This is a genomic window from Trichocoleus sp. DQ-A3, from assembly GCF_039961975.1.
In the GTDB taxonomy this organism is placed as follows: domain Bacteria; phylum Cyanobacteriota; class Cyanobacteriia; order Cyanobacteriales; family FACHB-T130; genus FACHB-T130.
Genome location: NZ_JAMPKC010000012.1, coordinates 131,059 through 150,271, shown reverse-complemented (window position 1 = coordinate 150,271; position 19,213 = coordinate 131,059). Strand labels below are relative to the sequence as shown.

At 47.8% G+C, this 19,213-nt stretch carries 15 protein-coding genes; 10 read left to right on the top strand and 5 right to left on the bottom strand.

The genetic code is table 11. From position 1 onward, the window contains the following. Positions 1-468: 468 nt before the first annotated feature. Positions 469-1,917 (bottom strand): MFS transporter, encoded by a 1,449-nt coding sequence (locus NDI44_RS18115; RefSeq protein ID WP_190411345.1) that lies wholly within the window; start codon positions 1,915-1,917, stop codon positions 469-471. Between the two features lie 132 nt (positions 1,918-2,049). Between NDI44_RS18115 and NDI44_RS18110 the strand changes: the two genes are divergently transcribed. Next, a complete protein-coding gene (locus NDI44_RS18110) occupies positions 2,050-2,577 on the top strand; it encodes a phosphoribosyltransferase (RefSeq protein ID WP_190411344.1) in 528 nt (175 codons plus the stop codon). Here NDI44_RS18110 and NDI44_RS18105 read toward each other — a convergent pair. Continuing rightward, positions 2,563-3,504, bottom strand: coding sequence for an AEC family transporter (locus NDI44_RS18105; protein WP_190411343.1), 942 nt, complete (start codon positions 3,502-3,504; stop codon positions 2,563-2,565). The two genes, NDI44_RS18110 and NDI44_RS18105, sit on opposite strands and share 15 nt — an antisense overlap. A 240-nt stretch (positions 3,505-3,744) precedes the next feature. On the opposite strand from NDI44_RS18105, the gene NDI44_RS18100 reads away from it, so the two are divergent. After that, on the top strand, positions 3,745-4,578 hold the full coding sequence (locus tag NDI44_RS18100; protein ID WP_190411342.1) for a M15 family metallopeptidase: 834 nt from the start codon (positions 3,745-3,747) through the stop codon (positions 4,576-4,578). A 79-nt stretch (positions 4,579-4,657) separates the two neighbouring features. Further along, positions 4,658-5,344, top strand: a complete 687-nt coding sequence (locus NDI44_RS18095) for an ATP-dependent Zn protease (protein ID WP_190411341.1) — start codon at positions 4,658-4,660, stop codon at positions 5,342-5,344. Positions 5,345-5,611: 267 nt separating this feature from the next. On the opposite strand, the gene NDI44_RS18090 is transcribed toward NDI44_RS18095, so the two are convergent. Continuing rightward, positions 5,612-6,601, bottom strand: a complete 990-nt coding sequence (locus NDI44_RS18090; protein ID WP_190411359.1) for a diguanylate cyclase — start codon at positions 6,599-6,601, stop codon at positions 5,612-5,614. A 620-nt stretch (positions 6,602-7,221) separates the two neighbouring features. Further along, positions 7,222-7,425: a heavy-metal-associated domain-containing protein gene (locus NDI44_RS18085; RefSeq protein ID WP_190411340.1), complete on the bottom strand. Its 204-nt coding sequence runs from the start codon at positions 7,423-7,425 to the stop codon at positions 7,222-7,224. A gap of 703 nt (positions 7,426-8,128) precedes the next feature. Between NDI44_RS18085 and alaS the strand changes: the two genes are divergently transcribed. The 7 genes from alaS to ftsE all read left to right on the top strand — a co-directional run bounded on the left by alaS (position 8,129) and on the right by ftsE (position 16,409). Next, a complete protein-coding gene (gene alaS, locus NDI44_RS18080) occupies positions 8,129-10,774 on the top strand; it encodes an alanine--tRNA ligase (RefSeq protein WP_190411339.1) in 2,646 nt (881 codons plus the stop codon). A 599-nt stretch (positions 10,775-11,373) separates the two neighbouring features. Then, complete coding sequence (locus tag NDI44_RS18075) at positions 11,374-13,116, top strand: adenylate/guanylate cyclase domain-containing protein (RefSeq protein ID WP_190411338.1); 1,743 nt, start codon at positions 11,374-11,376, stop codon at positions 13,114-13,116. A 43-nt stretch (positions 13,117-13,159) separates the two neighbouring features. Next, complete coding sequence (locus NDI44_RS18070; protein WP_190411337.1) at positions 13,160-13,420, top strand: hypothetical protein; 261 nt, start codon at positions 13,160-13,162, stop codon at positions 13,418-13,420. 289 nt (positions 13,421-13,709) lie between these two features. Next, positions 13,710-14,078, top strand: coding sequence for a VanZ family protein (locus NDI44_RS18065; RefSeq protein ID WP_190411336.1), 369 nt, complete (start codon positions 13,710-13,712; stop codon positions 14,076-14,078). A 48-nt stretch (positions 14,079-14,126) separates the two neighbouring features. Further along, entirely contained in the window at positions 14,127-14,288 is a 162-nt protein-coding gene (locus tag NDI44_RS18060) for a hypothetical protein (protein ID WP_190411335.1), read from the top strand. Positions 14,289-14,839: 551 nt separating this feature from the next. After that, on the top strand, positions 14,840-15,580 hold the full coding sequence (locus tag NDI44_RS18055; protein WP_190411358.1) for a WecB/TagA/CpsF family glycosyltransferase: 741 nt from the start codon (positions 14,840-14,842) through the stop codon (positions 15,578-15,580). 169 nt (positions 15,581-15,749) lie between these two features. Continuing rightward, complete coding sequence (gene ftsE / locus NDI44_RS18050; protein ID WP_190411357.1) at positions 15,750-16,409, top strand: cell division ATP-binding protein FtsE; 660 nt, start codon at positions 15,750-15,752, stop codon at positions 16,407-16,409. A 31-nt stretch (positions 16,410-16,440) separates the two neighbouring features. Here ftsE and NDI44_RS18045 read toward each other — a convergent pair whose 3' ends face one another. Continuing rightward, the gene (locus NDI44_RS18045; RefSeq protein ID WP_190411334.1) at positions 16,441-19,194 is read right to left on the bottom strand and encodes a chloride channel protein; all 2,754 of its coding nucleotides are present in this window, start codon (positions 19,192-19,194) and stop codon (positions 16,441-16,443) included. Positions 19,195-19,213 lie beyond the last annotated feature (19 nt).

Here is a 19,213-nt window from a genome sequence, read left to right as displayed (position 1 = left end):
ACTCAGGATTTGATAGATGCTCCAACTCTCGGTATTGCATCGCTGATTCTAGAATTCGTTCTCATCAAAATCTAGCGTGCTTTTCCTAGCAACAATTGCCCACTGTCACACGCTCTCCTATTCATGCAGGAGGTCTATTGATTGGCTTGATTTTGGACGTGTTGTAGCGATTCTTATGCTTAAATTAGCGATTAGCTAAATGAATGATGCTGGTATTCTATGCAATGATTCAAAACTTTAAAAAAAAATTTTTGAAGAATGTATTGCAAACAACTACTAGCTATGCGTTGAAAAGGTATTCTTAAATAATGAAAATATATCTCAAAAAAATATTACTAGTCAGTTCTTCCTTATCAACTTCAGCTTACCAAAAAAAATCAATAAAGTCCATAATATTCAAAAAAAAACTTTTTTGAATGGGTGAATTTCTAACCCACCCATTCAAACCGAAAAGTTCATTGATAAGAGCTATTGAGCCTTTAATTTCCGTTCTTTCAGTTTCAGTAAGATATCGGCATGAACCTCACGAGTCAGAGGATAAAAGTATGCCAGGATTAATCCACAAATTAAGGCAATTGTTGGTAGAGGTCCGATGGCGATGCGAATCGCTAAAAGTGCAGAATCCGGTTGAATCGGGGCTAAGTTCTCTGGGGTAGACCGAATGTATTGATTCCACTCCAGGCTTTTCAAGACTAAAGCCACGGCAACAGCTAAACTGACTTTTTGTAGGAACACCATGAAGCTGTAAAAAATCCCTTCCCGCCGCTGTCCGGTTTTTAGTTCATCTAATTCAATCACATCTGGCAGCATCGACCACGGGATCAAATAAGCTGTAGAAACGCCAAAACCTGCCATCACTCCTAACACGTACATGAAAGCAATTTGACCGGGCTGTAAGAAAAACAATCCCGCCTGGGCAATAATCCACACGCTCATTCCCATAAAATAGACGGCTTTTTTACCGTATCGCTGGCTAAGCTTACTCCAGATAAAGAGCATCAACAATGCTGTTCCCTGCACCGCTAGAATGACTTGGGCAACGACTGCATCGCTTAAGCGCATCCAACTGAGAACAAAATAAGGAATGATAGCTGCTGTGACCTGGACAGCTAACCAGGAACATAGATAAATTCCAACAACATATAAAAAGGGGCGATTGCTCAAAACAATCCGCACTTGTTGCAAAATTGGGAGGGAAACAGGTTGCTCAAAGGTGGGATTTTGTGCCGCCCTTGCCAAAATGCGATCGCGTGTCCCCCAAATACACCAATAAATCGGTAAGACCGACAAGATTGCACAAACGACGCCCATCACCAAATATTGCTGGATGCGGTCATTAGGAATCAAAGCGGCGATGATTCCGAACACAATCACAGATACGATACTTCCCCCAATGGAGAAAGCAAACCGATAGCTGTTGAGATTCGTGCGTTCGTTGTAGTCCTGAGTCAGTTCTGGAGTTAGGGCAGTGTAGGGTAAATTAACAGCGGTGTAAAACGAATTAAACAAAATCGAAATGACAATGTAATACCAGAACAATCCCCATTGATTTGCAGAGTCATTGGCGCTAAATCGAGGAACTAGCCACTGCAAAAAGAACGTGATTCCAAACGGAATCGCCCCATATAACATCCAGGGAAGCCGACGCCCCCAGCGTGGCGAGTTTGTTCTGTCGCTAAGCACCCCGACAACCGGATCGTTCACCGCATCCCAAACCTTGCCAATCAGGAGAATCCAAGTCGCTAGTCCAGCGGCGATTCCGGCGACATCGGTCAGAAAATAGGCGGTATAAAACACCCCAATATTTGCGGTGATCGCAGCACCTACATCACCGGCACCATAAGCCAGTTTCGTACTTAACTTTAGCTTTTCGCTGTCGGGTGTCGCGGGGGAATGCTCAGAAGAGGAATCACTCATGGCAGTTGGCTGATGGCAGGGGGATTGAAAATTTCAAAAAAGTATCGCATCTGTCTCCCAAGAGCGGGAATTTTATAGCATTTGTTCTATAGCATTTGTACTGTTCTCTAAACCTGTTCAATTGTGCCTGTTATGCCAGAGCTTTACGTGTCATGGTCAGAGTACCACCAAAAAATCGAACAGTTGGCGGCAATCATATATCAATCCGGCTGGGAGTTTAACCAGATTGTCTGCCTTGCCAGGGGCGGTCTACGGGTGGGTGATATTTTATCGCGAATTTATCACAAACCGTTGGCAATTTTAGCTGCCACTTCTTACGGCGGCACAGGCGATCGCTTTCGAGGTTCGCTTGCCTTCGCCCGCGACCTCACGATGACTTCCCCGCATCTGGGTAGCCGCATTCTCCTGGTGGATGACTTAGTGGATTCTGGCATCACCCTCCGGGAAGCCATCCCTTGGCTGAAACATCATTATGCTGCTGATGTCGAGCAGATTTGTACTGCTGTCATCTGGTACAAAGCTTGCTCTATTATCGCGCCTGACTACTATGTGGACTATCTCCCAGAAAACCCCTGGATTCACCAACCCTTTGAAAAATACGAACAGGTCGATCCGTCAGAGTTGGCCCAACGCTATGCTGCTGTCTCAGCCACCAAATAACACCAACCAAACCGGCAGAGTCAACAAGAGTCCTATCGTCCCGACAACCAGCGCCGTCACGGTTAAATTTCGGTCGAGATTGTAGGTTTCCGCCAAAATGAGGGTGGCAAACGCTGGAGGCATTGCCATTTGTAAAACAATGACCAGATGGGGAGGGCCACTTACACCCAGCAGCCCAATCCCCCCACCCAGCACCAGCGGAACGAGCAGCATTTTAATCCCCAAGCTCACAGATGCCGAAGGGAGGCTACCCCAGGAAGAAAGCTGGCTGAGGCGCATACCGATTAGCACCAAAGCCAGCGCCACTCCACTCCAAGCAATAATTTGCAGCAATTGTTCAGCGGGTTCGGGCAGTGGGAAGTTGCGAAAACCCAGTCCAAAGCCAAAACTCCACAGCGCTGGATTGATCAGCACTGCCTGTAGGGACGGGAAGACGCCCTTCGCTGCCCCAACCCCAAAACGAGCCGCCAAGACAACGCCCAAGCCGTAGGCTCCCAGCGTGGTGCCCATCAGGTCATAAAATAGCGCCCACCCAAAGTACTGCTGCCCGACGAGAGCGAGGGTGACGGGATAACCCAAGTAGCCGGTGTTCCCGACCATTGAGGCTAATAGAAAACTTCCTTGAGTGGATTTACTCCAAGCTTTTTTAGGGAATTGCGAGGCTTGTCTTCCCATCCAAAACCAGGCTAATCCGGCTCCCACCAAAATTGCCACCCAAGCGGCGACGGGTGCAATCCAAATTGGCCCAGATAAGTCAGCGTGACGCAGAAACGCCACAATGCCAAGCGGGACTCCAATCCAAAAGAGAAACTTCCCTAAATAGGTGGGAACTACTTTGGGCAGTTGGCGACCCAAAACCCATCCCAGCAAAATGCCACCACCTAGCCGGAAATAGAGTTCCAGCAGTTGAATTCCTATATTAGGCATCGTCTCATGGGTTGTCAGCAGAAGGTTTAGACTGACACCTGTACGATATGTCAGCCTCTATTCATGTTAAGCATCAGGGTTGATGACGAGGCATCTGGGAATACACGGCGGCTGTTGATATTCGCTCAGTCTAAAATACTTGTAAAGTTAGGTGTTGAGTCTCAGTGCCGTTGTTGGATATCTAAGAATTGATAACTAACCACAAAAACAACAGGAGTGGCTCTTTTGGAAAACGCGGGTATGCCTGAAAAACCACCCAAGTCGGCACTGCCGATAGACGATATTCCGGAGGCGTTGCGGGATACGCCGCACCTCAGCCGACACCACCGAAAGTGGCAGCCGATTCTCCTGTTAGCGGGTTTGTTGGGATTGGGAGCGATCGCGCTGATTATCGGTATCTTAGTCCCCCGTCCTGTATCCGAATCGGATGCATCAACGCCTGTCCAAAATCAGATTCCAGGCATTCAAACGCCTTCCGCTACACCAGCAGCCAATACCCTGTTTGGACACTTTCCCTATCAAGAGGCACCCCAGTCCGAACTTGAGGCGATTACAGCGGATGGTCGCTTGAAAATGCGTAAAGCTGCCGCCAGACAATATAACGCGATGGTAGCAGCGGCGCGAGCTTCCGGGATTATCATCGTGCCAATTTCAGGATTTCGCTCGATTAGCGAGCAGCAGCATTTATATTTTGACACTAAGGCGCAGCGCGGACAGTCAGCCGCCGAACGGGCAAAAGTGAGTGCGCCTCCCGGTCACAGCGAACATCATACTGGGTACGCGATAGACGTGGGTGATGGAAGAGTCCCCGCAACGAATCTCAGTCCTAACTTTGAGAAGACTGCGGCTTTTAAGTGGCTTCAGAAGAACGCCCCTTACTATAGCTTTGAGATATCGTTTCCCCGCAACAATCCCCAAGGCGTTAGTTATGAACCGTGGCACTGGCGCTATGTGGGCGATCGCGATAGTCTGGAAACATTTTATAAAGCCAAACAATTCGGAAGTGGGGCGCAGCCATCGGGCGATCGCTCTGTCGTGTCGCCGATCAATCCCAACCCCAATACTTCACCCTAGCCAGTAATTAAAAATTAAAAATGCAAAATTTAAAACACCAGTTTTAATTTTTAATTCATCTACCTTAGACCTCAATATCATGCAACAAACTGCCCTAAATCTAATTGCCATTGGCGTCTTTGCAATGACGCTTTCTAGCTTGTTAGGGCCAATGTTGAACATATCACCGACAATTCCCGCGCTCGCAACGATTAGCATTCTGGGGCTGGCAACCCTAGACACCCTCAGCTTCCAAGGCAAAGGGATCGCAATCCTTTTGGAGTTGTTTGCAGGTGCTGACTCCAAATACCGCGATCGCGTATTGCGGCATGAAGCCGGTCATTTTCTCGTCGCCTACTTACTTGAAATTCCCATCACCGGCTACACGCTTAGCGCCTGGGAAACCGTTAGACAAGGAAATCCTGGGCAAGGTGGGGTGATATTTGATACCCAAAAATTGCAGCAAGAAATGACAACCCCTTGGGAGATGCAAGTCATCCTGGATCGATTCTGCACCGTCTGGATGGCAGGCATCGCCGCCGAGATTTTGGCATACGGTAGCGCCGAGGGAGGCGCAGAAGACCGGCAAAAAATTAGAGAGGCGCTGACACAGTTAGGACGGCAAGAAAGCGGCGCTCAGCAGAAAGAGCGTGCCAGTGCGCTGCAAGCACGTACCCTGATTGAGGAGAACTATCCCGCCTACGAAGCCCTGGTGGCGAAGATGGAACAACGTGCTTCAGTTGAGGAGTGTTATCAGGTGCTTCAGCAACATACTTTTAGAAGTTAGTCGTTCCTAATTAGTAGTCATTAATCAATTACCAATTTATAGAATTAATGGGAAGTTTTTGCCTCTGTATCCTAGACTTCACCTACTATTTTTGATATATTAACTTTGATAAGGAAGAACTAAGCTGCAATAAAAATTTTAGGCAGATTTCTATTATTTAACTATACTCTTTTTAGCTCAAACAAGTAGTAATTTCCAATACACTTCTCGTTGTTTTTAAGAGGTAAAAATTGAGGGGAGAATTTCTACCTCTTCCGCAATTTGCAATTATTCACTAACAACTCGATTGCGACCATCAGCTTTGGCTTGCAGAAGGTTTTGGTCAGCACGTTGTAGCAAGTTTACTCCTTTAATATCGTCCGTCGCATTCAGGGTGCCTGTCCCCAAACTGATCGTAATTGTGAGTGACAGGGTGGGATTAATTCTGAAGGGTTGTTCGCAGATCAGGCGACACAGACGGTGGGCTACCACTGGAGCCTCTTGAACATCTGTGTGGCTGAGAATTACAACAAATTCCTCACCTCCGTAGCGGAAGAGAGTGTCTTGAAATCGCAGGTTGTGTTGCAGACGCGCGGAGAGTAGTTGCAGGACGCGATCGCCGATCAGATGTCCGTAGGTGTCATTAATAGACTTGAAAAAGTCCACATCCAACATTACTAAACTCAGCGGAATTGAGCGAGTCCGAGCATTTTGAATCTGTCGGGGCAATTCCCATTCCAAGGCGCGACGATTATTCAGTTCCGTCAGCGGGTCAGATAGCGCCATTGTTGACAATAAATCATTGGTTCGCATCAATTGGCGATAGTTTTGCACCTTGCGTAATCCCATCTGAATTTGCGCTGCCAGTAAGCGGTCTTGCAACCCGATCTCCTCTTGTACAAGGGCAGCACTCCTTCTTCTGACTGGGGGAATTTGCAAGTAAGCATCTGCTCCTTTTTCTAAAGCTTCTGCTATGAGTGCCCACTTCCGGTGTCGATCGGACAGTGTTTGTTCGCGGGCAAGTTCCGGTCGGTCTTCTATCAAGATGCAGTAAATCCCCGCTAATTGGTTGTGTTGTTTGAGCTGATAACAGAATTCCAAACTGCCCTCCAGACTTGCCTGCAAAATTAAAATATGGGGCAGTTTCTTTTCCAGCAGCGGCATGACTTCATCTAGCTGGGAGGCAGCTTCAACTGCGCCACCTACTAAAGCAGCGATTCGCGTCAAAAATGTTGCCAGAAATGCATCAGTTCCAACAACTAGAACAAAAGCATCCATTAGCGTAGGTATTCCGGAAGAATCAAGGCTCTTTCCCTGTTGACGAAACGTGAGAATTTCTACCACTAGAGTTTTTATGGAGCAACGAAGGAGACGAATGGATAGATGACCCTAGACTGGATGAGCGTGTAGATTGTGGGGCGAAGAAGCGATCGCTCTAGCGGATGCCGCTATACGAGGCTTCTGGCTGCTATGCCATTGAACCGGGTAGCACTACCAAACTCTAACCCGATCGTTGGCACCGACACACTCTGTTACATTCTCAGTTTGCTACAAGTATTAGAGATGGGTATTCCGTTGGCGGTAGAGAATTTTACAAAATCTTCATAAAACTGCCACACTACCCAAATGCTTGAACAACCTGCGAGCAGATTCTTCTTTATGCTGGCAGATAATTGGTATTTGTTACCACTCTTGATAATGGAAGCGTAAAGCGCGCGATCGCATCCCCATTTGTCAAGAACAGAGCGATTCTCCTTTGGAGACGCTACGCGATCGCGCCTTTTTGCAGCCGATTCATCTCTCGTCTGTTGATTCACTACGAAGTCAGTAACCAGACAAAAGCCAGTTAGGTGATTACCCAACTGGCTCAAAATTAACCCTAATAATGCAGAGTATGGTTATTGATAACCTTCAATCGTGTGACCTGCCGCCACGATCGCTTGTTTGATTGTTTCTTCAGAAGCTTGAGCTTCCACTGTCACCGTCTTGGCTTTTACATCCACGTCCACCTTGGCGTCGGGTTCCATCGTATGGATCGTGTCGGTAATTGTTTCTGCACAGCCATTACAGGCGATAGTGGGAACTTTTAGTTGGAGTGCCATAAATTCAATTCAAGTCAATTAAGTTTGCAAGGATGCGATTCGAGAAGCCTTTATTTTACCGTTGTCACAGTGCTGGATAAATCAGCCTGCTGAGCGATAATGCAGATTTCGCATTCGGGCGCGATCGCCTTAGCCTAGCGCTGACTTGTCAGTTCGCATCCTCGATAAAAAGTCCCCTAAAAACATTTTTGGGCTTAGTCGAGTGCGACTAAGCCCGTTAGATCGAAAGGATTGGTTTTCTCAAAAAATGAACTTCAACAACTAGGGTGGATAAGTTTGGCAGCTTCACCTTGATCTTTAGTATTCCAGCATAGTCCAGTCTTCCCAGACCTTAGTTTGGCTTTGCACCAGCTTGGCTTTTTGCCCCTTCAGTGCTTTTTACCACTACAGTCTATGCTTGGTTGGTTCTTGCTGCTCTTGGGTAACAGACCGGGGACACCGCGTCTATGTTTCCCATTCCGTTTTTCATTTGCCTCCTTGTTTTTCTAAACTTCCTGGTGTCCACTATTAAATTAGCACCCCATTTCCAGACAAAATCCCCGATTTTACCAAACTTGACAAGTCTTTAAATACAGCAAATAAGCGTTAGTAAAGAGAAACAATTCCCCTGCCTTGCAATGCCTGAACGAGAAGGGCTACAACAAGGCATAAACAAATGTAAAAATAGATAAAGTTGACCGATACCAAGCCCTTGTAAATTCCCATGTCTTCTTCCTCCCAGTTCCTTAGCGGTAGCGAAATTCGGCAAAAATTCCTCGACTTCTATGCCCAGCGAGGACATCAAGTTTTGCCGAGTGCTTCCTTAGTGCCAGAAGATCCCACCGTACTGCTAACGATCGCCGGGATGCTGCCTTTTAAGCCGATATTTTTAGGACAGCGATCGCCTGAGTTCAAGCGTGCCACGACTTCTCAAAAATGTATCCGCACCAACGATATTGAGAATGTCGGACGGACTGCCCGACATCACACGTTTTTTGAGATGTTGGGTAATTTCAGCTTTGGGGATTATTTCAAAGAACAAGCGATCGCTTGGGGTTGGGAACTGTCAACACAAGTTTTTGGTTTACCCCCAGGACGCCTTGTCGTTAGTGTCTTCAGGGAAGATGAGGAAGCTTATACGATTTGGCGGGATAAAATTGGCGTTCCCGAAGCCAGAATCCAACGCATGGGAGAAGCGGATAACTTCTGGGTATCTGGTCCCACAGGTCCTTGTGGCCCTTGTTCGGAAATTTACTATGATTTCTACCCAGAACGCGGTGATGACAAGATTGATTTAGAAGATGACACCCGGTTCATCGAGTTCTACAACCTGGTGTTCATGCAATACAACCGGGATGCAGAAGGCAACCTAACGCCGCTGCAAAATAAGAACATCGACACGGGGATGGGACTAGAACGGATGGCGCAAATCCTCCAGCAGGTTCCCAACAATTACGAAACTGACCTGATTTTCCCGATCGTCAAAACTGCATCTGAAATCGCCGGAATTGATTACGCCAGCAGCGACGAAAAGACGAAAGTTTCCCTGAAGGTCATTGGGGATCACGTCCGTTCCGTCGTCCACATGATTGCCGATGAAATTCGCGCATCGAATATTGGGCGGGGGTATGTGCTGCGGCGCTTGATTCGGCGCGTGGTGCGTCACGGACGACTGATTGGCATTCAAGAGGAATTTACGCCGCAAGTAGCGGAAACTGCGATCGCGCTTTCCGAATCCGCTTATCCGATCGTCCGGGTGCGAGAAGCACAAATCAAAGCGGAACTGCAACGGGAAGAATCTCGCTTCCTCAAGACACTGGAACGAGGTGAGAAACTGTTGGATGAAATTATCCAGCGGGTGAAACAGGAAGGCAAAACTCAAATTGGCGGACGAGACGCCTTTACTCTCTATGACACCTACGGCTTCCCTGTAGAACTCACTCAGGAAGTTGCAGAGGAAGAAGGACTCACCGTAGACGAGTCAGGCTTCAATGCGGCGATGGAGGAACAGCAAACGCGATCGCAATCCGCCCACGAAACCATCGATCTCACCCTACAAGGTTCCCTAGATAAGCTAGCCGAACACATTCACAGCACCGAGTTTCTGGGTTATACCCAACCTTCCAGCCAATCGCAAGTAGAAGTGATTCTTGTAGAAGGCAAATCTGTCGAAGCGGCGGAAGCGGGAACACAAGTGCAGATTGTCCTGAATAAGACGCCATTCTACGCAGAATCGGGCGGACAAATTGGCGATCGCGGTTATATCTCCGGCGATTCCGTTTTGGTACGAGTTGAAGACGTTAAGAAAGAATCCGATTTCTTCGTCCATTTCGGTCGCATCGAACGCGGTACGCTGCGGGTAGAAGATGCTGTAACTGCCCAAATTGACTTGTCTTGTCGCCGTCGCGTGCAAGCGCATCATACCGCAACGCACCTGCTGCAAGCGGCATTGAGGAAATTTGTCGATGAATCGATTACTCAGGCGGGTTCTTTGGTCGCCTTCGATCGGCTGCGATTTGACTTCAACTGTCCTCGTCCCGTGACATCCGAACAAGTACAACAAATCGAAGAGCAAATCAATACTTGGATCGCGGAAGCACATCCCGCCGAAACCGAAATCCTGCCAATCGCGGAAGCCAAAGCGAAAGGCGCGATCGCGATGTTTGGCGAAAAATACGGCGATGAAGTGCGGGTACTGGATGTCCCTGGCGTTTCGATGGAATTGTGCGGCGGAACTCACGTTCACAATACTGCTGAAATTGGGCTATTTAAGATAGTCTCCGAGGCGGGTGTTGCCTCTGGAGTGCGCCGGATTGAAGCAGTGGCAGGGCCAGCGGTTCTGGAATACTTGAATGTAAGGGAGAAAGTGGTTAAGGATTTGAGCGATCGCTTTAAAGTCAAACCCGAAGAACTTCCCGACAGAATTACTAACATCCAGAACGAATTAAAAGCATCCCAAAAGCAGCTAGAAGCATTAAAGGCAGAACTCGCTTTTGCGAAATCCGACCAATTACTCAGCACTGCTGAAACAGTCGGCGAGTTCAAAATTTTAGTTGCCGAATTGGGTGATGTTGACGCCGAATCCCTCAAAAATGCGGCTGAAAGATTACTGCAAAAATTAGGTAATGGTGCTGTATTCTTGGCATCAATTCCCGAAGCAGATAAAGTAAGTTTAGTAGCACATTTCAGCCCGGAAGTCAATAAGAAAGGATTGCAGGCTGGGAAATTCATTGGCGCGATCGCTAAAATTTGCGGTGGCGGCGGCGGCGGACGCCCCAACCTGGCGCAAGCAGGCGGACGCGATCCCAGCAAGCTGAAAGAAGCCTTAGAAAGCGCTAGAACTCAGTTAAAGTCTGGTTTAGGCGAATAGAAGGAAGCGATCGCGTCTTTAATTGAAAGGGATGCGATCGCTTCCTATGATTTTATTTTTGAAATTATTACGAACAGTTTTTAATTTATGACTGAAGCAACACAGCCATCTGCATTTCAACAAGCAATTGCAGCAGTTGAAGCTTTATCTTTAGAAGACCAGGAAATGCTTCTAAATATTCTTCATAAACGCCTAATTTAAAGTTGCCATCAATTAGTAGAACAAATTGCAGAAGTACGGGATGAATACAAGCAGGGAATTGTAAGATTTGGTTTAGTATTAGAATTCTTGGCAGAGTTAGATGATTGAGAAATATCGGTTGGACTCCAAAATCTATTCGTGCTTGCAGGAGATTTTTAAATCTCAACTTTAGTATATATGTAGCCTTCGACAGCGGACGACCCAATCTATTACTAGATGGAAATCGCGATCGCAGCAAGCTAAACAAAGCCCTCTAAACAGCACGCACCCAGTTGCAATCAGCCTTGGGCGAGTCTTAAACGCACTCTTAATCTTTAATACTTAAATACTTGCTCAGATTTTGGGTACTTTAGGTGTAGCGTGTCAGTACCTGCATCGCTGACCGCTCATTCAGGGGCATGAAACTACGAGAGAAAACACTGCTGACGATTGGCGTTACCGTCGTAAGTTTGATAGGGGTTTTGTATGTCACCTCGTCAACCATCCTGCTGAGAGGCTTCGCCAAATTGTACGAACGGGAGGCTTACCGGAACGTTCAACGAGTTCAGGATGCCTTCTCTAACTACCTGAGTGAGTTCAGCGTTCTAAACGACCAATGGGCGATGTGGGATGACACCTATAACTTCATCAAGGATGGCAACCGCCGCTATATCGATCGCAATCTGAATGATATTTCCTTGCGATCGCTCAGATCCGACTTAATCCTATTTATCAATTCCTCTGGTCAGCTGGTTTTTAGTCAAAGCTTCAACCTGAAGCAGCGCAAAGCAATCCCCACTCCGAAGGAAATCCAGGCATATTTAGCGGCTAACACAAGCCTGCTAAAGAACTCTGAACGACTTGACCACTATGTTGGCATCGTTCTGTTGCCCCAAGGGCCAATGGCGATCACCGTAGGGCCAATTCTCAATAGCCAGGGTGAAGGGCCTAGCCGGGGAACGCTGATCTTGGGGCGTTACCTGAATACTGAAAAAGTCAAGGCTTTGAGCGAGTTGACCCATTTACCTATCACTGCGTACTTGGCAAACGATCCGCAACTACCTGACGACTTCAAATCGGTGCGTCCGGCTTTGTCAAAAATGTCCGATAGTTCTTCTTCGATTTTGGTGCGATCGCTCAGCAATAGCGGGATGGTGGGATATACCCTACTGCGGGACATTGACGGCAAACCCGTAATGCTGGTGCGAGTTGATATGCCCAAAGAATTTTATCAACAAAGCCAACTTCTTCTGACTTATCTGGTAGTGTCGCTGGGTATATCTACTTTGGTCGTGGGGATCGCGTTTACGGGGGCAACTTTATTTCTGTTAGAAAAATTGCTTCTGTCTCGGCTAGCTTATCTCAGTACGGAGGTTCGGAGCATTGGTACTAAAGGCGATCTGTCAATGCGCGTCTTAATTGCTGGCAGAGATGAATTGTCGCTCCTGGCTCGGACAATTAACTGGATGTTAGAAACTTTAGAGTCATCTTTAAAAGAACTAAAAGCGGAGCAGAAGAAGGCGGAGAGGCTGCTACACAACATTTTGCCCCAAGCGATCGCTGAGCGTTTACAAAAAGAACAACATACTATCATTGCTGATAACTTTGCCGAAGTCACAGTTCTATTTGCAGATATCGTTGGTTTTACTCAACTGGCTGCTCATACATCCCCTGTAGAACTGGTTAACTTGCTCAATCAAATATTCTCAGCTTTTGACCAACTCGCTGAACAACATGGGTTGGAAAAAATCAAGACAATTGGGGACGCCTATATGGTGGTTGGCGGTTTACCCATCCTTCGCCCGGATCATGCAGAAGCTATTGCCGAAATGGCGTTAGATATGCAAAAGGCAATTGACCGATTCAATGCAGTGAATGGCGAAGAGTTCAACATCCGAATTGGCATTAACACTGGCCCGGTTGTTGCTGGAGTCATTGGTTTGAAAAAGTTTATCTATGATTTATGGGGAGATACGGTTAATACTGCAAGTCGCATGGAATCCCACGGAGTAACTGGTTCTATTCAAGTTACCGCCGCCACTTACCAGCTTTTACAGGACAAATATCAATGGGAAGAGCGGGGTGCAATCCAGGTGAAAGGAAAGGGAGAAATGATGACTTATCTACTCATCGGCAGAAAAACAGAAAAACTGCTAGTGTGATCTAGAAGTTTATAGATATCGCTGTTTAGAAAGGCAAAACTTTATGGGTCGCTTAAATCCTTACACGCTACAGATGCAGATTACCCGGATGTTCCAAGACGGGCAATCTATCTTCGCCCCAGTGAAGGTGCAGGATTGGCTGCGAGAGCGCAATCACGATCCAGCCGAATATGATATTCTCTTCCATCAGCAACCCGCGCCGCCGGGAGCCAAAGAAGCGATCGCTATTGATATTGAGTTGCGCCGCAAAGATGGACAGCCGGTCGATCCGTGGCTCCAACAAGAAGTCAACCGCCACGCTTAACGCTGTTTAATGCACTAGCTTGTCAACCAAATTTGTCAGCCAAAATGGATGGGTTGTAGAGACACGATTAATCGTGTCTCTGCTTGACCGCCTACCACCCTAAAAAATCTGTTTTAATGGACGTATTTTAAGAAGAATTCCCTTTAATTTCATAAACAAATCGCAGTATAGTTGTGTAATTTGTTATTAAATATAACCAGTTAAATTTATTGAAATTATTTTAATTGAAAGCAAACAGATTTTCTAAACTTACGCTGAGAGGTGACACGCGCCTCAGAGAGCAATGGGAATGAAATCAAACTGGCGCTGGATTCTGGCTTTTATTCTTTATTTCCTGATTTTATTGACAATTTTTGTTTTGGCTTATTGGGGAATTGTCCCTGTCAAAATTTCCGCCATTCCTTTTTATGACACAATTGGGCATTTCATTTTATTAGGTTTTGCCAGTTACTTAGGTCAGAAAGCTTTAGGAAACCGGATGATTAATATTTGGTCTCGTTCCATAAGCCTGCCACTAGCACCGATTCTGATTAGTCTCTTTGCCTTATTTGATGAGAGTCTGCAAGCTCTCTCACGGCTTCGTTCCTCCACCTTGTCCGATCTCGCTGCCAACCTTATCGGAATCTGGTTCTTTTACTGGCTAGCATCGTTAAAGTAAAGCCTGGGAATCGTTTTTTGGAGTTGGTTATATCCTGAGCATTTGGATGTGCTAGAGATTGATGGCGTCGCCGATGCTACGATGATTCGGCGGCTTTCTCAACGCTTGGTACGCGACGACTGGGCAGAAGTTATTGACATGAGCATGGGAGAACAGAGATTACTTCCCTTTTCACCGATCTCTATCTCAAGAAGTATTCACTTAAAGTAATGCGGTTTCTGTGTATCTACAGACTTAAGCCCAAGGGTTAATGACAGAAAATTTCTGTAGATTTACCCTTAATATAGATGGCTTTAGACGATACAAATCTAGTTCTGCACAGTCCGATCTTTTACAAAGTGGTTATTAGCAAGCTTACTATTCTCTTCTAGAACTTTCAAGCGACTTAGTGTAGAAGAGAAGTAAGTCTAAAGAGAAGACATTGAAATAAAATCAACTTAAAAATTTTAAAAATCTAGGTTCGCGTGGAGGTTTAATATGTCTTATCGCTACAACCAAAATAAAGCTCCCTTTGTGAGAATCGTCTACTCAAAGGTTAATGTAAACGGAAAAACTGAACTGGTGCCGCTGGAGTTATACGCAGATGGCTCTCTTAAGAGAGCTATCTGAAGAGAAAATACGATCTGCAAATATAAAAAAATTCTGTTTCCCGATTCTGTACCAAAGTTCGGGAATACTCTACAATACAGCGAATAAGTTAGCGTTCATAGTCTTGAAACGACAGAGCTGCTATGGCTGGTGTAAAGCCTTACCAAAATTCGATGCTATTGGAGAAACCCGAACATTTTCCCGTCCTGGGAGTGCCCGTTCATCTGTTAGAAGACTATTCTAAGTGGCTAATCTCGCGCCTACATGAGAAGGTAGGCGGTCATGTCGTTACGCTAAATGCGGAAATGGCGATTCAGGCAGAAGACAACCCCAGCCTTGCGGGGATCATCCAGCAGGCTGAACTGGTGATTCCGGATGGAGCTGGGGTTGTCCTTTATTTGCGGCTAAAGGGTAGACGCCTGAGACGCTGTCCGGGAATTGAGTTGGCAGAGTCACTTTTACAGGAAGCTGGGCAAATGGGGAAGCTTTGCCCGATTTTTTTCTATGGTGGGGCACCGGGAGTCGCGCAAGCAGCAGCTGCGGTTTGGGAGGAACGAGTGCCGGGAATTGCGATCGCTGGGAGTCAACACGGCTACCTCTTACCCGAAGCAGAACCAGAATTTAAGACAACCCTGCAAACTCTCCAACCCCGTCTGATATTCGTGGGTTTAGGCGTTCCCCGTCAGGAATTATGGATTGCCCAAAACCGACACCTGTGTCCCGAATCGATTTGGATTGGTGTCGGCGGTAGCTTTGATATTTGGGCTGGAATTAAATCCAGGGCACCCGCTTGGTTGCGGGATAATCATCTGGAATGGCTTTATCGCTTGTATCAAGAACCCTGGCGCTGGCGAAGAATGATGGCTTTACCGCAATTTGCCTTGCGAGCTGTGGTAAAAAGTTATGAGTTTTGAATTGTTAATTGTTCATTGAAGTTGCCATGAACGATGAGCGATTAGCTATTAGCCCTTAGCATTACGCACTGATAACTTTTATATGACCACAGCTTCTGCTCATCCCAGCATTGGCAAAGATCGCCGGAGTGACGCACGGGACGCCAATTACTCAGCCTCCTCAGCAGTCATGGTGAAATTGCGGGAAGTGACAAAAATTTATTCCAATGGCAGCCGTGGGTTATTGGATGTGAATTTGGAAGTTAAGCGAGGGGATTTCTTGTTTGTTACCGGGCCTTCTGGTTCTGGTAAATCAACACTCTTAAAGCTGTTGTATGGGGAAGAACGCCCCACGGATGGCGAGGTCATGGTCGATAACTGCAACGTGGCGCAGTTGCGGGGTCATCGCCTGTCTTTGCTGCGGCGGCGCATCGGCGTTGTTTTTCAAGACTACAAACTCATCCCCCGCCGGACAGTAACGGAAAATATTGCTTTTGTACTGTGGGCGCAAGGCTTCACGCGCAAGGAAATTGAGCGCCGCCTTCCTCCAACGCTGAAATTAGTCGGGTTGCAGCATAAAGCGGATTGTTTTCCTGAAGAACTCTCTGGTGGAGAGCAACAGCGCGTCAGTCTTGCTCGCGCCATTGTCGGAACGCCGCCGCTGTTACTGGCAGATGAACCCACTGGAAATCTCGATGCGGATAACTCGGCATCGGTGCTGAGAATTCTCCAGAAACTCAACGCCTTCGGTGCGACTGTGATGGTGACAACGCACGACGAACGCTTATTGCGGATGGCGAATCGACCTGTGGTGCAAATCCGTGAGGGGCAAGTCAAAATCAGAAATTAACCAGAAATGAATAATTCTTCTGTTTAATTTTTTACTGGGCGCTTCTTACCAAAATCACGGTGCTTTTCACGCCACGCGCGATCGCTTCGGGGATATTTCCCTTCATCACCTGCTGCAATAGCCCTTCCCGACTAGCACCCAATATCACCACATCGCAGGCGTCAGCTTGCGCTAGATCGATCACGGCATCCGAGACAGAACTGGAACGAAGGGGAATCGCCGTCACGCTTGCACTCAGTTGGCGGCTGAGGAACAAGGCTGATTTTTCTAACATGGCGGTGTCCGGCAAGAGGGTGGAAGGATGGAAAACTTGGGCTAGCTCAATGGCGGGTGTCTTACTCAGACACATCAAAGCGGGTAGGAGTTGCAAAGCTTGCTGGGCGTTGGGACCACCAGCAATCGGAACCAGCCAGCGATTGAAGCAGAGGGACACGGTGGGTGAGTGGGTGCCGATGCGATGCCGGGGTGCCAGGATGCGGGGCGGCCGGGGAGAATTGGCAGCGATATGCGCCCTGATGCCTCTGCTTCTCGGCTCTTCTACACCTGGAGTCTCTTCGCCCATTTTCACCAGCACCACCTCGCAGGGAGCCTGCCGGATGATCGTGTCTACCACATCGCCAAAAACTCGACCGGGCGTGATGCTGGTGCCTTTCCAGCCCATCAGCAGCAAATTAATGTGACGCTCGTTAATGGTTTCCAGAATCGCTGGAGCAACATCATGAGACACGCGGATCTGAGTGTGGACGGGAATTTGCCAATCTTGCCCCAGTTTTTCGGCATGACGGAGCAGCCGACGACTTTTGGTAGTGCTGACGGGCGTTTGAGCAGGGGCACTGTTGCGGGGAACCGAGATAACCTGAAGACATTCGATTTCGTAGTTGCGATCGCGGGCAATTGCCGCTGCCATCTGCAACAATGCAGGTGCAGTTTGCGGGTTGGCGATGGTAACGAGCATTCGTCCGCTTCCCACTGCCGGAGAACGAGTTTGATAAACACAGTAAGAAGGCTCCGGACGCGGGCCAATATTCACCGATTGACCGTTCAGCTTATCTGCTTGCGCCCGAATAATATCAGCACGGGTAATAATCCCAATCAGCTTGCGCCCTTCCGTCACTGGCAACCGACTGAGTTGATAGCGATTGAGTAAATAGAGAACATCACCCAAGGAGTCGGTAGGGTTTACCGCCATCGGCTTCGGGGTCATGATTTTGCTCAAAGGGGCGTTCCCTGGTAATCCCCGTTGGGCAATTCCAGCAAGGTCAGTTTGGGTAATAATCCCAACCAGTTTCTCCTTATACACAACCGGAAAGCCGCGATGATGGGAGCGAGAGAAGGCTTGCACGGCTTCATCAAGGGTCATATTGCTGGTTAAGGTTTCGACTCGGCGCTGCATCACGTCTGCCGCCTTCAGCATCGATAAGAGTCCATCGGTAGTTGGCTTTTTCTCTAGTTCAATCCCATTCCACTTCAGCAGGCGATCGTAGAGTGACCCCCTAACTATCTTTTCTGACACCAGGTAAGCAACAACAGACCCAATCATCAGCGGCAGAACAAGATTGAAGTCCATTGTCATTTCAAAAACGATGACAATAGCGGTGATGGGCGCTTTGGAGACGGCACTAAAAAATGCCCCCATGCCAGCGAGGGCGTAAGTAGTCGGTGAACCCACTGCCAAGGTTACCTCCTGCACGAACCCGACCAGATAGCCAAGCCCAGACCCCAGAATCAGGGAAGGCGCGAATAACCCGCCAGGGGCACCAGAACCACAGGCGACGAGCGTGAGTATATACTGAGCCACAAAAGCGATCGCTGCCATTTCCCAGCTCACTCCACCTGCCAGCAGGGACTCTCGCAGCCCGGTGTTGTCTCGAAATGTTGAGGGGAGAAGGGCGGTTACGATACCAGAAATTAATCCAGCCAGCCCAATTCGCAGCGGTAGAGAAAGTTTGAGGCGGCGATAGAAGGCGAGGGAAGTAAAAATTCCTTTCCCAAACATTGCCCCCAGCACCCCAGCCAAGGCTCCTAACAACAGGTAAAAAGGAATCTCTTGGGCAAAAAAGCTAGTCTGAGATTGGCTAATATCGAGGTTGAGGTCAAGGCTACGACCGCCCAGCAGCCGCGACACAACCGCACCGATAAAGGATGCGAGAATGGCTGTGCCCAAGGTGAGGTCGGATAAATCTTGGAGGAGTTCTTCGACAATAAACAGCACACCGGCAATCGGTGCATTGAAACCAGCCGCTAACCCAGCACCCGCACCAGCGGCAATCATCTGGCGGCGATGGTCGGGCGAAGTAGGAACCCAGTGGCTGAATTGAGCAGCAACGGCTGCACCGATATGCACGGTTGGCCCTTGACGCCCCAAGGTGAGTCCGGAACCCAGAGCAATAATGCTGCTGGCTAACTTCACGAGGGCAACTCGTAAATTCAGGGCGATGGGGAATTGAGAAAGGGCAGCTTTAACAAAAGGAATGCCGCTCCCCGCTGCTTCTGGTGCCAGACGTTCGACTAGGAAGCCGGAGAGGAGTCCAAAGGATAAACCAATGGCGGGTAATGCGAACCATGCAGGGAGAAAGTGGGAAGCATGAACTCGCCATGCACCCAAGGTCCCGACGCCGACTTTGAACAGAACTGCGGCGAGTCCCGATACTAACCCAATTAGACAAGCTTCAGCGATCGCTAAACGCCGTCTGGGTTGTAAGAAAGCTTTGACCTTGGATTTGGGAAATTTGAGTCTTGAGTGTAAAGACAAAACTTGAGAACTTAACACTCTCAAATAATTCATAAGTCATTCAACATTTTGC

What these genes read in the sequence shown, in the direction of transcription:
- NDI44_RS18090 (WP_190411359.1), bottom strand. Translation starts at nt 6,601, where the DNA reads ATGGATGCTTTTGTTCTAGTTGTTGGAACTGATGCATTTCTGGCAACA.
- NDI44_RS18065 (WP_190411336.1), top strand. Translation starts at nt 13,710, where the DNA reads ATGAAATCAAACTGGCGCTGGATTCTGGCTTTTATTCTTTATTTCCTG.
- NDI44_RS18095 (WP_190411341.1), top strand. Translation starts at nt 4,658, where the DNA reads ATGCAACAAACTGCCCTAAATCTAATTGCCATTGGCGTCTTTGCAATG.
- NDI44_RS18115 (WP_190411345.1), bottom strand. Translation starts at nt 1,917, where the DNA reads ATGAGTGATTCCTCTTCTGAGCATTCCCCCGCGACACCCGACAGCGAA.
- NDI44_RS18045 (WP_190411334.1), bottom strand. Translation starts at nt 19,194, where the DNA reads ATGAATTATTTGAGAGTGTTAAGTTCTCAAGTTTTGTCTTTACACTCA.
- NDI44_RS18100 (WP_190411342.1), top strand. Translation starts at nt 3,745, where the DNA reads ATGCCTGAAAAACCACCCAAGTCGGCACTGCCGATAGACGATATTCCG.
- alaS (WP_190411339.1), top strand. Translation starts at nt 8,129, where the DNA reads ATGTCTTCTTCCTCCCAGTTCCTTAGCGGTAGCGAAATTCGGCAAAAA.
- NDI44_RS18075 (WP_190411338.1), top strand. Translation starts at nt 11,374, where the DNA reads ATGAAACTACGAGAGAAAACACTGCTGACGATTGGCGTTACCGTCGTA.
- NDI44_RS18105 (WP_190411343.1), bottom strand. Translation starts at nt 3,504, where the DNA reads ATGCCTAATATAGGAATTCAACTGCTGGAACTCTATTTCCGGCTAGGT.
- NDI44_RS18070 (WP_190411337.1), top strand. Translation starts at nt 13,160, where the DNA reads ATGGGTCGCTTAAATCCTTACACGCTACAGATGCAGATTACCCGGATG.
- NDI44_RS18110 (WP_190411344.1), top strand. Translation starts at nt 2,050, where the DNA reads ATGCCAGAGCTTTACGTGTCATGGTCAGAGTACCACCAAAAAATCGAA.
- NDI44_RS18085 (WP_190411340.1), bottom strand. Translation starts at nt 7,425, where the DNA reads ATGGCACTCCAACTAAAAGTTCCCACTATCGCCTGTAATGGCTGTGCA.
- ftsE (WP_190411357.1), top strand. Translation starts at nt 15,750, where the DNA reads ATGGTGAAATTGCGGGAAGTGACAAAAATTTATTCCAATGGCAGCCGT.
- NDI44_RS18055 (WP_190411358.1), top strand. Translation starts at nt 14,840, where the DNA reads ATGCTATTGGAGAAACCCGAACATTTTCCCGTCCTGGGAGTGCCCGTT.